Origin of the sequence: Paraburkholderia sp. J11-2 (assembly GCF_905220185.1) — a bacterium.
In the GTDB taxonomy this organism is placed as follows: Bacteria; Pseudomonadota; Gammaproteobacteria; order Burkholderiales; family Burkholderiaceae; genus Paraburkholderia.
This window is the reverse complement of the sequence record NZ_CAJMYY010000018.1, coordinates 13,710-27,088: the sequence shown is the minus strand read 5'-3', so window position 1 is coordinate 27,088 and position 13,379 is coordinate 13,710. Positions and strand designations below refer to the sequence as shown.

The window sequence follows — 13,379 nt, the reverse complement described above, 5'->3', positions numbered from 1 at the left end:
GCCTGTCACCCCCTACAGCTTCTGAGCCATCGCGAGCGTAAAAATACGCGCCCAGCGTTTCGCTTCACGCTCGCTTGGCATCGGCAGTTCCCAGAGCGGGCGCTGCGGGTCAACCACGCGCAGCGCCACGTGCCAGCCGTCGGCGCCGCGCGCCGGCTGCGCGCCTTGCAGGTCGGCAAAGATATACGCGCCATGCGCCCCGCCCTGCGTCAGCTCGCAAAAACGCTTGCCCGCGGCGAGGCGCGCTTCGCCCCATGCGCCCGCTACGCGGTGCGTCCAGTCGCCTTCGCCGCGCACGTTGGGCGCGATGTCGCGCATACGGCGCCACCACCAGGCGATGAGCGCGACAAACAGCGCCGCGGCGATCACGGCTGCCCCCACGGCAACTCCCAGGCCGAACTGCGCCGCAATGGCGTTGAAAGACCAGTACGCACCATAGACGAGCGCGGCGAAGGCAAACAGGACAACGATGATCGGCATGCGGATTTTCCAGGCGGTGGGGAGCCGTGCGAGGGCGAGGTGTCGGCGCGCCAATGCCGGCACGCCAGGACGAAACGCGGAGGGACGATCGGAACGGATCGCTGCGAGGCCCACGCGCGCGGCGGGCCCCGCTTTTTACTGCGGTTTGCGGCGACTACTGCTGCGGATGCTGCGCGGCCCACTCCTTCACGGCGCGCAGCGTGTTCGCGACATGCTGGTCCGGCGAGAGGCTCGTGTATTCGTAGATGATCTTGCCGTCCGGCGCGATCACATACGAAACGCGATTGGCCATCGATTCGTGCATCGGCATCGACGCGTCATACGACTTGATGATCTTCGAATCTTCGTCGGCGGCCACCGGGAACTTGCTGCGGCACTCGCTCACCGAGAACTTCGTGAGCGTGTCGATGTTGTCGTGCGAAACGCCGATCACGGTCGCGCCGTACTGCTTGTACTCATCGACCGCTTCGGCGAATTCGTGCGCTTCGATCGTGCAGCCCTTCGTGAACGCGGCCGGATAGAAGTACACCACCACCGGCCCCTTCTTCAACTCCGAAGCGAGCGAATAGGTGTAGGTCTTGCCACCCAGCGACGCCTGGGTCGTGAAGTCGGGCGCAGGGTCGCCCGGCTTGAGTGTTGCCTGTGCGGACAACGTAAAGAGCGCAAGCCCGGCGCAGACGAGCGCCGCGGCTCCCGCCGCAAAGAACCTCGGTTTCATGTCGAATGCCCTCGAGTTGAATCGCCACGCCGGCGCGCGTTTTGTGGGCGCTTTTGCCCATCACGCAATTCAGGCGCATGACGGCGCGCCCCCGGCGATGGCGATATTCAATCACACAATTGCGGCGCTCGCAGCGCGCACCGGCGCAAACCTTACAGCCTGTTTTCAACCCTCGGCGTAAGCCGTGAACCATGCGCCGGCCCACAGGTTCAGCTCACCGAGCAGCGGCGGCGTAAGCGCGGTGAACATGCCGCCCGCCTCGCGCGCGAGGCGCTGCGCGCCGTCGTGATCGCCGCGCTCGGCTGCGGTCGCGATGAGCAACAGGGTGCCGAGCTCGCCGCGATGACCGTCCACGGCCTCGACGATCTCGCGCGCAAGGCCCAGCCGATCGAGCGTGTTCTCGGGCGTCGAGCCCACCAGCACGTGCACGAGCGAGAAGATGCCGGTCATGAAGGCGGCATCGGCGAAGTCGGGGTCCTGCGGGTTCAGGCTGCGCGCGGCAAGCTCCATGAAGTGCGAGCGCGTACCGGCGAGTTGCACCAGCGGGTCCGAGCCCCAGGGCAGGTCGCGCCCGCTCGCGTAGAGCAGCAGTTGCGCCCAGCGCGCAATCTGGCGCGTGCCCGCCGCGAGCACCGCTTCGCGCAGCGACGAAATCGGCCGTCCGGGCGAATACGCGCTCGAATTGACGAGACGCAATAGTTGCACCACTACGCCCGGGTGGCTGCGCAGTTCGCGCTCGAGTTCGGCCGTGCCGACGTCGTTCGCCACGAGCGCGAGCAGGCGCACGAGCGCAAGGCGCGAAGCGCGCACGCGCGGCGCGCGCAGCACCTGCGGACGCGCAAAGAAGTAACCCTGGAAAAGCTCGAAGCCAAGCGACGAGGCCAGTTCGAAGTCCTCGCCGGTCTCGACCTTCTCGGCGATCAGCGTCTTGCCGTGCGCGGCGAGGTTCGCGACCAGTTCGGGCAGCGCCGCGCGCTCGGTCTGCATCAGGTCGACCTTGACGATGTCCGCGTAGGGCAACGCGCGCAGCAGGTTCTCCGTGATCTCGCTCACGTCGTCGAAGGCAATGCGGTAGCCCGCGCGGCGCAGTTGCGCGAGCCGCTCGAGAACCGCGGCGTCGAAGCGCACGTGTTCGAGCACCTCCAGCACGAAGCGGCCGGGCGGCAGCAGATGCACGATGTCGTCGAACAGCAGTTCGCGGCTGATGTTGACGTAGCCGTAGTGACGGCCGAGCACCGCGGGCACGCCGAGCTGGCCGATCGTACGCGTCATCACCTGGGCCGTGGCGAGCGCGTCGTCGTCGACATCCGCGCGGTTCTGCGCGCCGCCGCGAAACAGCAGCTCATAGGCATTGAGCGCGCCATTGCGATCGAGAATGGGCTGCCGGCCGAGATAGACGAACGGCTGGACGGCGCCCGAACCCGCGCCGGGCGCCGCCTGCGACTGCGGGCGAGACGGCGGCACCGACAACGCCTCAGGCGATGGCGCGGGCGCGGCGTCGGGCTGCGGGCCGGTGGATGACCCGGGCGTAAGGCCGGGTTGTGAAGCTGACGGCATAGACGGCGCGGAACCAGGGGTGCCCCTGTCCGCATCGTCTCGCACAGCCTCGCTTGCCCGCGCGGCAAACGCTGACGATGAATCGGACATGGCGGATGACTCGTACGGATGGAATAGCCGGTATTGGCCGCCGACGCGCCGGGCCGCCCCTGCGGCCGGCAAGACGGGCGCTTTACGCGCGCCGACCCATCGCGCATGGCGAATGGCGTCTCGACCGGCGCCACTTTAACCGAATCTGGACGCCGCCGCACCGCTCTGCCGTCACCTTTATGCGTTAGGTGTTTTTTCGGTCGCAGCGGCTAAAGATTTCTCGTCCGAGGTCGATAACTTGCTCTGATGGGCGGCTTCAGCCGGATACGGAAACCGGCAAGGACGCCACAGACAAACAAAGGGTTGCCAGCGACAGACATGGAAGCGAACAGGATCTCCGCGCCCCGCCAGGGCTGGTTGCGCACGGTCATCGACCGGCTCTATGCGCTTGCCGGCCTCAAGGGCATTGCCGGCGACCCGCCCATGCCTGGCGAAGCGAACGCGGCGCACGAAGCGCGCGCACAGCGCGCAGCGGAGCCGGCGCACAACGAAGGCGCCGCACCGCTCGTGCCGCCTTCGCTCCCCGCAGCCGCATCGAACTACGCCGACGCCGTTTCGCTCTCGTTCGAGAACACGGCAGCCGCCGTGGACTTCCTCGTGCACGTGGACTCGCGGCTCCACTTTCTCTACGTTTCCGACGCAAGCCTGCGCTTTGCGGGTTATCACCGCGAGTTCCTGCTCGGCGCGACGCTTGCCGACATCGTCACGCCCGAGCATCACGCGCGCCTCGAAGCGCTCTTCGCGCGCGCTGCGCACAGCGGCGCGGTCGAAAAAGACACGATCGATCTCGTCAAGGCGCTCACCTACCCGCTTCCCGTGGAGCTGCGCGTGCAGCGCGCCCAGTATGGCGAGACGACGGGCTTCGCCGTGGCAGGCTTCGACGTCTCCGGCTGGCAAGGCACCGAGGCCGCGCTGACCCACGCGCTCCACCACGATCCGCTCACCGGCCTGCCCAACCAGACCGCGCTCGCGCCCGCGTTGCAGCGCGCCCAGGCCGACGCGGACCATTTCGGCGTGCCGGTCGCGCTCCTGCTGCTCGACCTCGACGACTATCAGCGCGTGAACCGCGCGCTCGGCTACGACGCCGGCGACGAACTGCTGCGCGAGACCGCGCGGCGCCTGACCCACCTCGCGCTGCAAGGCGAAATGATCGCGCGCATCGGCAGCGACGAATTCGCCATTTTGATCACGCCGCAACGTCACGCCGCGCCCGACGAAGTGCGCGCCGCCGCCGAAGCGCTCGGCCGGCGCCTGCTCACCTCGATCCTGCAGCCGTACTCGTTTCGCAACCAGCCCGTGCACCTTTCGGCGAGCATCGGCATTGCGTTCCATCCGGACCAGCGGCCGGATGCGTCGGGCGCGAGCTATACGGATAACCGCACCGACAACAGCGCCGACGCCAGCGCCGACACCACGCCGCTCATCCGCCGCGCGGACCAGGCGCTCCAGCAGGCCAAGGCCATCGGCGGCAACACGCTCACGTTGCACGTACCCGTCGACGACCCCACCGACGCCATGCGCCTGAAGCTGGAGTCGGACCTCTACGACGGTGTTCGCAACGGCGAATTCTCGCTACACTTCCAGCCCATCACGAGCAGCGCGTCGCGCGGCGTGGTCGGCGTGGAGGCATTGATCCGCTGGCAACATCCATTGCACGGTCTCGTGCCGCCTTCAACATTTATTCCTCTTGCGGAATCCGTCGGCCTGATTAATTATCTCGGCAATTGGGTTTTGAAGGCTGCCTGTATGCAACTGACCCAATGGGACGAGCAAGGCATCGAGCTGCAGTACGTTGCAGTCAATGTCTCGCCCCAGCAGTTCCGCAATCCGCGTTTCAGGGAAAGTGTCGAGGAGGCGATCGAGCTCACCGGCGTCGATCCGCGCAGGCTCGTGTTCGAGATCACCGAAAGCCTGCTCATGCACGATCCGCAGCACGCGAAAACGCTGCTCGAAGAACTGACCTCGCTTGGCATTCGCTTCGCGGTGGACGACTTCGGCACGGGCTATTCGAGTCTTGCGTACCTGCAGCGCTTCCCGCTTTCGAAGCTGAAGATCGATCGAAGCTTCGTGGAGAACCTCATCACTTCGCGCAACGATCAGGCGATCGTGAACGCGGTGGTGGGGCTCGCGCGTACGCTCGATCTCGAGCTCGTGGCCGAGGGCGTGGAAACGGAGGCGCAGCGCGAGCTGCTGACGAACATGGGTTGCGAGCATATCCAGGGATGGCTCGTCTGCAAGGCGCTGCCTTCAGAAGAATTGCAGCAGCGCTTCGTTTCGGGTGCGTTGCACGTGCACGAGGTGCAATGATGCGGGCATCGCAAACAGCAGGGCTTTCGCGAAATTGACATGGTTCAGATGGTAAAGGCCGTCCTGCTAGACCGCTTGTGGGCCCGCATGAATGAACGCGGGGACTTCCCCTTGCTGTCGCAATCGCTGCGCACCACGGTCGCGGCGATGACGAACGACGACTACGATTTCAGCGCGCTCGTGAAGGTCGTGCTCTCGGATTTCGCGCTCACGCAGAAAGTGCTGCGGCTCGCGAATTCGGCCATGTACATGGCGTTCGGCGGCAACATCACGACCGTCACGCGCGCGCTGATGGTCCTCGGCATGGACGCGGTCGGCCATCTCGTCGTCGGCCTGAAGATCGTCGATCACTTTCACCACAGCGCCCCGCGCCGTATCGACGCCAAGCTCGAACTGAACCGCACCATGCTCTCCGGCTGCGTCGCGCGCAAGCTCACCGAGCACGGCGACCTGCGCGCAGGCGAAGAAGCCGTGGTCTGCACGCTCATGCGCCAGGTGGGCAAGCTGCTCGTGGTGTTTTATCTCGAACCCGAGTGGGACCAGATTCGCCGCGAAATCGACGAAGGCTCGAGCGACGACGAAGCGTGCCTCGCGGTGCTCGGCGTGACCTTCGAAGAACTCGGCCTCGAAGCCGCCTCGCGCTGGCGCCTGCCCGACACGATCCGTGCGGGCATGCGCCAGTACGACCCGGCCGACAAGGAGCCGCGCGACGTGCAATGGCTGCGCGCCATCACCAACTATTCGACCGAAGTCGCACGCGTGCTGACCACGGCGGGCCTCTCCGACGAAATGCGCGAGACGCACATCGCCGAGCTCGCGCAGCACTATGGCCGCGCGCTGTCGACCGACGCGGACGTGCTCGTGCAGATGAGCCTCGCGCTCGCGCGCGAGGAGGCTGAAGACGGCGTCATGCGCGAGATCGTCGAATTGCGCGCCAACGCCGACGCCATTGCACGCGAGGCGCTCGATCCCGAGGCGCGCATCGCAGCCGGTGTCGAGGACCTGCGCTCGCTCCCCGCCGATAGCCCGCTCAGCACCGCCCTCACGCTCGCGACCGAAACCGTACTCGCGGGGCTCGGTTTCGCACGCAGCGTGGTGTTCGTGCGCCAGGGCGCGAACAAGTTCGAGGCGCAGCACGGCTTTGGCGCACACATGGGCGACGTGCTGCCCAAGCTCTCGTTTTCCGCCGCGTTCCAGCCCGACGTGTTTCACCTCGCCATCGCGAACAAGGTGGGCATCTTTATCGAAAATGCGCGCGACGCGAAGATTCTCGCGCGCCTGCCCGGCTGGTATCGCTCGAGCTTCGACGACACGCGCGCGTTCGTCCTGCTGCCTGTGGGCGCGCCCGGCGTCGAGCCCGTTGCGTTGATGTACGGCGACTGGCTCATGAGCCAGGAGCCGCGCCGCATCTCACAGAAAGAGATGAGCGCGTTGAACGATCTCGCGCAGCAACTCGCGCGCTTTTTCACGCACGCTCCGCAGGCCGTTTGAGTTTGCACTGAGCGCGGCGCCGCATGCTCGCGCGGCACCGCCCTCCTCCTTCTTCAGTCCTCGATCCTCTCCAGCCCCTCGTCTTGCGCGTCGCGGCCGGACGTGCCCGCCCATTCCGCAGCGCTCAGCGAGATGGCCGCAGCAGTGGCCGCGTCGAGCGGCGCGAGTTCCGCGCACAGCGCGTCCACACGGGTCCAGTCCGCACGCTCGAGCGCCTCGGAAAGTTCGAGCAGCCGCCCGAGCGCGCCCTCGCGCTTCACGATCGCCGTGCGAATCGGCTTGGCCAGCGTGAGCACTTCGAGCGTGCTTTCGAGCGGACCGCCGAACACCGCCTCGACGAACGAGAACACGCCGACGAGAAACGCCGCGTCTTCTTCTTCGAGGTGCGCGTGGGCGAGCTGCGTCACGGCGATTTCCATGAAGCGCGCGCGCGTTGCCACGAGTTGCAGCAGCGGGTCGTCTTCTGCGGCGATCTTGCGGCCGTCCGCGTAGAGCAGCAATTGCGTCCAGCGCGCGATGGCGTTCGTGCCGGTCGCGTTGATCGCCTCGCGCAGCGTCGTCACCTTGCGCCCGATGTTCATGCTGCCCGAGTTGGCAAGCCGCATCAGATGCATCACGAGCACGGGGTTCAGTTTCAGCTCCGCTTCGAGCTGCGCGACGGTCGGTTCGGCCGCCAGCAGATGCAGCAGGTTCAGCAGCGCCTGGCGCGGCGCGCTCGAGCGGCGCGCGCCGCCGTGCGGCTTCGCGAAGAAGTAGCCCTGGAAGCGGTCGAAGCCAAGGTCGTGCGCGCGCTGGTAGTCTTCCTGGGTCTCGACGCCCATGGCCACCAGCAGCTTGCCCGCCGCCTTCATCACGCTCGCGAATTTCGGCAGCACCGTGGGCGCGATCTCGCGAATATCGATCTTGATGGCGTCCACGTACGGCAGCAGTTTCGCGAGCGACTCATCCGCCTTCGACACATGGTCGAGCGCGAAGCGGTAACGCCGACGGTGCAACTCGACGAGCCGCGCGATCAAATCCGCGTCTGCGCCGATGTTCACGGGCAACTCGAGCACGACGCGCTCGGGGCTCACGCGCTGCAAACTCTCGTGAAAAAGCGCGTCGCGCGTCATGTCGAGCCAGGCCGGATGGCCCGCGAGCGAGGCGCGCAAACCGGGCGCGGCAATGCTTTTCAGAAGCGCGGTGCTCGTGGCGAAAGGCTTGGGCGTCATGCCCGAGGCGAGGTCTTTGGCAGCCGCTTCGGCCTCTTGCTCGATCTCGGCGCTTTCGCGCCGGTCCACGAGGCGTGGCAGCGTCTCGAACGCGCATAAGAGGCCGTCGCGGTCGAGCATCGGCTGGCGTGCGAAATACACTTCGATGGGCGGGCCGGCGTATTCCGGCGACTGTGTGCTGCCTGCGACTCCTGACATCTGCGGCCGGTCTGCGGCGTTGAAGCTCATGGGTCCCCCGCGCGGCGCCGCGCGCATGGCGGCATCCTGGTCTTGTTTCTTGGCATGCCGCAACCGTTTGACCTCGCTGCGGACGCGGCACTTTCTTATCGCGATTTTATCCTGGCAAGTAAGACGCGGAAATGAAGTTCTTCTCGTTCGGAGGGATATTTTTGCGGGTTTTGCAGTGCAATAGCGATCGCCGGCCCAGGTTCGCCCTTCAAGGTCCGAACAACTTAATACGCAATCCGAAACAAAATCACGAAAAAAAACGACCGGCTGGATTGTCGTCCAGCCGGTCGGTCTATCGATACGGCTCGATTACTTGAGCACGACCTTCACGTCGAAGTACTTCGCGGCGATACGGTCGATCGTGCCGTCCGCCTTCAGGTCCTTGAGTGCGCCGTTCAGCGCGGCCTTGAGCGCCGGATCGTTCTTGCGCACGCCGTAGCCTACGCCCTCGCCAAGCAGCCTGGCGTCCACGACCTGCGGGCCCGCGAACGCGAATGCCGCGCCCTGCGGCTTGTTCAGGAAGCCCTTGGAGGCGGCTTCGGCGTCCAGAAACGAGGCGTCGAGGCGGCCCGAAACCAGGTCCGCGTAGATCTGGTCCTGCGTCGGGTACGGCACGACGTCCACGCCAGCGGGCGCCCACTTCGCCTTCGCGTAGGTTTCCTGGATCGTGCCCTGGAGCACGCCCACGTGCTTGCCCTTGAGCGACTCGGGCGTGGGCTGCAGCGCGCTGCCCTTCTTCGCGATCATCTGGTTCGGAATCGCGTAGATCGGGTCGGTGAAGTCGATGGCCTGGCGGCGCTGGTCCGTGATCGACATGTCGGAATTGATCGCGGCGAATTTACGCGCCTGCAGCGCCGGAATCAGGCCGTCGAACGAGTTTTCCACCCACACGCACTTTGCCTTGAGCTTCGCGCAGACGGCATTGCCGACGTCGATATCGAAGCCCTGCAGTTCGCCCGCGGGCGACTTCGATTCGAACGGCGCGTACGACGCCTCCACGCCAAAGCGGATTTCCTTGATATCGGCGGCGTGTGCGGCACCTGCCGCGCCTGCCGTCATGGCGGCTGCGCAGAATGCGAGCGATGCCAGCTTGTTCCAGTTCGTCTTCATCAGTGTCTCTTTCCAGTCAGATTGGGTGCGCCGGCTGTGCCCGTTCAGGCGGCTTCGTGGTTCGATTTGCCGCTAAAAGACGGCTTCCCGGCGCCGGCACAGGATCGCTGCGCCAATATCACGGCTCAATGACGCGCACCGCGTGTGGTGCGCCGCAGCAACCGCGAGGGCGCGATTGTACCGCGACGGCGCCTGCGCCCCGCCGCGCGGGCGGCACGCGGCGGGTGGCGCTTCCAACTGCGGCGCCACGCCGACGCGGCGCGTTCGAACATGCAAGTGGATGTCGTGGATGTGCAAGCGTGCGAAGGCGTGCGTTTGCGGCAAGCGCTCAGGCGAGCGCGGCGAGCGTCTCCCGAGTGGTATCGACGACGAGCAGGCCTGCGCGCAAGCCCGGCTTCACGCCCGGATTCGGAAACACGATGCGCTCTTCGTCGTGCTGCACCACGTAGCGGTATGCGCCGTCTTCGGCCAGCACCTCGCCACGCTGAAACGGGGTGAAGTTGGGCACGTCGGCGGCCACGTTGAGCTTGAGCGCGTCGCTCTGCTTCGTGATCTGGCCGATCACCGTGAAGATGCGCGGCATCTGCGCGCCTTTCGGCAACGACATTTCGCCTGCCACAAGCCGGCGCACAGCGGCGTCGGCACCGGCGAAGCGAGCGAGGTCGTTCTCACCGAAGGGACGCACCTTGCCGAGTTCGAGCGTACAGGCAAGCGCGCCGCACGTTTCGGCAGTAAACGACGACAACGTCGCGCCCTTCTCGGTGTGGATCAACACGGCCGCGATGCGCGCGTCGGCGAGCCATTCGAGCATCGCGCGCGCGGGCCGCTCGCCCGTGTGCGGCAACAGCGCGAACTGCTCGAACGCCGAGGCGCGGATCGCCGTATGCATGTCGAGATGCCAGCGCGCGAATGGCGCATCGGCGGCAACAGGGGCCTTCGCGAAGAAACGCTGCGCCGCCGCTTCGAGCGCCACGGCGCGCGGCGCCTCTCGGCTTGCCGGCACACGTGCGTGGCGGCCGCCGAACAGGCGGTTGAGATCGTCGTCGAGATAGCGCTCGCCAGCGCGCATTGCCGCTGCGTTGCCGAGCACCGCGAGCACACGGCAGGCCAGCGGCACGCGGCCCGCCGCGATGTCCGCCACGAGTTGCGAGAGCAGTTCGATCGGCGCGGTCTCGTCGCCGTGCACGCCCGCCGAAAGCAGCACGCTGCGCGTCGTCTCGTCGACGTGCGCCGGTTCCAGCTCCAGCACGCCCTCGTCGAGCCATTGCCAGCGCACGCCGTCCGCGCATTCGCCGCGCGCCGCCTCGGGCGTGGCCGGGCGCGTACCGGCCAGCGTGTACGCCAGAAAATCGGCGAGCGGGAGATCAGCGCTGGAAGTCATAGAGCGATCCGAGGCCGAGAATCTGCGTGAGTTCGTCGAGCGCCGTGCGCGACTCGACGAGCAGCGCCGGATCGGTGAGATCCTGCGGCGCGAGCCGGTCGCGATAGTGCCGCTCGATCCAGCCGTCGAGGCGCGTGAAGAGCGCGTCGTTCATCCAGACGCCCGGCGCCGTCGCCGCACGCTCTTCGTCGCTCAGGACCACGCGCAGACGCAGGCACGCCGGGCCGCCGCCGTTCTTCATGCTTTCGCGCAAATCGAACACGAGCACTTCGTCCACCGGTCCGCTGCTCGCGGCCAGTTCGTCGAGGTAGATCGCCACGTGCGGATTCTCGCGGCACTCCTGCGGCACGACGAGAATCTGCGTGCCGTCCGCCCGGCTCAGCAACTGGCTGTTAAAGAGGTAGGACGACACCGCGTCGGCCACGCTCACGCGCGCTTCGGGCACTTCGATCACGTGGAACGGCGCGTCGTGCGCCGCGAGCTTCGTGCGCAGTTCGTCGTACACCGCCTTCTGGTCGACGAACGCGCGCTCGTGGCAAAACAGCGTGCTGCGGTTGCCCACGGCGATCACGTCGTTGTGGAACACGCCCGCGTCGATCACATCGGGGTTCTGCTGGGCGAACACGGTGCCGGCGTCGGTCAGGCCGTGGCGCTGCGCAATGGCGCGGCTCGCCTCGAACGTCTGCCGCGCCGGGAAGCGTTTGGGCTCCGGCCCGCGACGGTATTCGCTGCGTCCGTACACGAAGAACTCCACGCCGCGCTCGCCGTATTGCGCGCTAAAGCGCGTATGGTTGGCCGCGCCTTCGTCGCCGAGCGCGGGCGTGCCGGGCAGCGCCTCGTGCACGACGAAGTGCGACGGGTCCGCGAACACCGTGGCGAGCGTTCGGCGCGTGGCCTCGTGCTCAATCGCGCGATGCAGCTTGCTGCACAGATTCGCGGGCGTGAAATGCACGCGCCGGTTGGGCGTATCCGCCGAAGGGCTCACCGTGGCCGCATTGGCGGTCCACATGGCCGAAGCGGAGCTTGCCGCCGCGAGGAGCTCGGGCGCGTCCTTCGCAGCGCGTGCGATTGCTTCGGCATCCTTACCGCCGAAACCCAGTTCGCGCAGCAAGCGCATGGAGGGCCGTTCCTGCGGCGGCAGCACGCCTTGCGCGAAGCCCAGGTCGGCGAGCCGCTTCATCTTGCGCAAGCCCTGCTGCGCCGCGGCGCGCGGGTTCGCCACGGACTTCTCGTTGTTCTGCGAGGCGACGTTGCCGAACGACAGCCCGGCGTAGTTGTGCGTGGGGCCGACGAGTCCGTCGAAGTTGGCTTCAAGGGTTGTCATCGTCGTTCCTTAGAAGTGAAGACCCGGCGAAACGCTCGCGGGCATCTGCAATTGCGCGCTTTCTACCGAGGCCATCGGGTAGGCGCAGTAGTCGGCGGCGTAATACGCGCTCGGCCGGTGGTTGCCCGAGCGGCCCGCGCCGCCGAACGGCGCGCCGCTCGACGCGCCGTTGGTCGGCCGGTTCCAGTTCACCACACCCGCGCGGATTTCGCGCGTGAAGCGCTGCCACAGCGCTTCGTCGTCGGCGAGCAGGCCCGCCGAGAGACCGTAGGCCGTATTGTTGGCCTGGGCGATCGCGTCGTCGAAACCTGCGTAGCGGGTGATCTGCGCGAGCGGCCCGAAGTGCTCCTCGTCGGGCAAATCGGCCACGCCGGTCACGTCGAGAATCGCCGGCGTCACGAAGCCGAGCGCCGGGTCGCGTTGCGTCATCGGCAGCAAGGCGCGTGCGCCGCGCTCGAGCAACTGCGCTTGCGCACTCATCAGTTTCGCGGCCGCGCGCGCCGAAATCACGGCGCCCATGAAGGGCTGCGGCTCGGCGTCGTACTCGCCCACCGTAATGCGCGAACTCACTTCGACGAAGCGCGCGAGGAAGCGCTCGCCGAATGCATCCGCGGGCACGAGAATGCGGCGCGCGCACGTGCAGCGCTGCCCCGCCGAAAGAAACGCCGACTGGATCGCGTGATGCACGGCTGCGTCGATATCCTCGACCGGTGCGACGACGAGCGGATTGTTGCCGCCCATCTCCAGCGCGAGCACGATCTCGGGCCGGCCGCCGAACTGACGATGCAGCAGCGTGCCGGTGTCGGAACTGCCCGTGAAGAAGAGCCCGTCGATCTGCTGGTGATTCGCCAGCGCAATGCCCGTGTCGCGCTCGCCCTGCACGAGATTGAGCACGCCCGCGGGCAAGCCGGCTTCGCGCCACAGCTCGACCGTTGCGCGCGCAACTTCCGGCGCGAGTTCCGAAGGCTTGAACACGACCGCGTTGCCCGCGATCAGCGCCGGCACGATATGACCGTTGGGCAGATGGCCCGGGAAGTTGTACGGACCGAACACGGCAACGACGCCATGCGGGCGATGACGCAGCACCGCCACGCCGTCGGCCATTTGTGCGCGTTTTTCACCGGTGCGCTCGCTGTAAGCGGTGATCGAAATCGCGACCTTCGCCGCCATCGACGCGGCTTCGGTGCGCGCCTCCCAAAGCGGCTTGCCCGTCTCGCGGCCAATGGCCTGAGCGAGCATTTCCTTCTTTTCGGTGACGAGCGCGGCGAAGCGCTTCACGATCTCGCAGCGCGCTTCGAGGGGCGTTTGCGACCATTCGGCAAATGCTCGGCGCGCGGCGCTGACGGCGCGATCGACATCTTGCGCGCTCGCGGCATTGCCGCTCCACACGGTCTCGCCGGTGCCGGGGTTGCGCGACGAAAACGCGGGGCCCGAGGCCGCGCACCATTGTCCATCGATATAAAGCTCGTTCATGGTCATCCT

Annotated in this window: 11 protein-coding genes; 3 read left to right on the top strand and 8 right to left on the bottom strand. The window is 66.8% G+C overall.

Annotated features, from left to right (window positions below):
- Positions 1 to 12 precede the first annotated feature (12 nt).
- Both U5A57_RS24290 and U5A57_RS24285 read right to left on the bottom strand, forming a co-directional pair.
- The gene (locus U5A57_RS24290; RefSeq protein WP_321914188.1) at positions 13 to 480 is read right to left on the bottom strand and encodes a hypothetical protein; all 468 of its coding nucleotides are present in this window, start codon (positions 478 to 480) and stop codon (positions 13 to 15) included.
- A gap of 154 nt (positions 481 to 634) precedes the next feature.
- The gene (locus U5A57_RS24285) at positions 635 to 1,198 is read right to left on the bottom strand and encodes a peroxiredoxin (RefSeq protein ID WP_321914187.1); all 564 of its coding nucleotides are present in this window, start codon (positions 1,196 to 1,198) and stop codon (positions 635 to 637) included.
- On the opposite strand from U5A57_RS24285, the gene U5A57_RS24280 reads away from it, so the two are divergent.
- The gene (locus U5A57_RS24280; protein ID WP_321914186.1) at positions 1,197 to 1,379 is read left to right on the top strand and encodes a hypothetical protein; all 183 of its coding nucleotides are present in this window, start codon (positions 1,197 to 1,199) and stop codon (positions 1,377 to 1,379) included. The genes U5A57_RS24285 and U5A57_RS24280 overlap by 2 nt on opposite strands.
- Here U5A57_RS24280 and U5A57_RS24275 read toward each other — a convergent pair.
- Positions 1,364 to 2,755, bottom strand: a complete 1,392-nt coding sequence (locus U5A57_RS24275; RefSeq protein ID WP_415774060.1) for an EAL domain-containing protein — start codon at positions 2,753 to 2,755, stop codon at positions 1,364 to 1,366. The genes U5A57_RS24280 and U5A57_RS24275 overlap by 16 nt on opposite strands.
- Positions 2,756 to 3,163: 408 nt before the next feature.
- On the opposite strand from U5A57_RS24275, the gene U5A57_RS24270 reads away from it, so the two are divergent.
- Both U5A57_RS24270 and U5A57_RS24265 read left to right on the top strand, forming a co-directional pair.
- Entirely contained in the window at positions 3,164 to 5,152 is a 1,989-nt protein-coding gene (locus tag U5A57_RS24270; RefSeq protein ID WP_321914184.1) for a GGDEF domain-containing protein, read from the top strand.
- Between the two features lie 48 nt (positions 5,153 to 5,200).
- Entirely contained in the window at positions 5,201 to 6,643 is a 1,443-nt protein-coding gene (locus tag U5A57_RS24265) for an HDOD domain-containing protein (protein ID WP_321914317.1), read from the top strand.
- A 53-nt stretch (positions 6,644 to 6,696) separates the two neighbouring features.
- On the opposite strand, the gene U5A57_RS24260 is transcribed toward U5A57_RS24265, so the two are convergent.
- The 5 genes from U5A57_RS24260 to astD all read right to left on the bottom strand — a co-directional run bounded on the left by U5A57_RS24260 (position 6,697) and on the right by astD (position 13,370).
- The gene (locus tag U5A57_RS24260) at positions 6,697 to 8,082 is read right to left on the bottom strand and encodes an EAL and HDOD domain-containing protein (RefSeq protein ID WP_321936781.1); all 1,386 of its coding nucleotides are present in this window, start codon (positions 8,080 to 8,082) and stop codon (positions 6,697 to 6,699) included.
- 309 nt (positions 8,083 to 8,391) lie between these two features.
- Entirely contained in the window at positions 8,392 to 9,192 is an 801-nt protein-coding gene (locus tag U5A57_RS24255; protein ID WP_321914182.1) for an ABC transporter substrate-binding protein, read from the bottom strand.
- A 328-nt stretch (positions 9,193 to 9,520) separates the two neighbouring features.
- Positions 9,521 to 10,573 (bottom strand): succinylglutamate desuccinylase, encoded by a 1,053-nt coding sequence (gene astE / locus U5A57_RS24250; protein WP_321914181.1) that lies wholly within the window; start codon positions 10,571 to 10,573, stop codon positions 9,521 to 9,523.
- Positions 10,557 to 11,897, bottom strand: coding sequence for an N-succinylarginine dihydrolase (gene astB / locus U5A57_RS24245; RefSeq protein ID WP_321914180.1), 1,341 nt, complete (start codon positions 11,895 to 11,897; stop codon positions 10,557 to 10,559). Before astB ends, astE begins: the two co-directional genes overlap by 17 nt.
- Before the next feature lie 9 nt (positions 11,898 to 11,906).
- On the bottom strand, positions 11,907 to 13,370 hold the full coding sequence (gene astD, locus U5A57_RS24240) for a succinylglutamate-semialdehyde dehydrogenase (protein ID WP_321914179.1): 1,464 nt from the start codon (positions 13,368 to 13,370) through the stop codon (positions 11,907 to 11,909).
- Positions 13,371 to 13,379 lie beyond the last annotated feature (9 nt).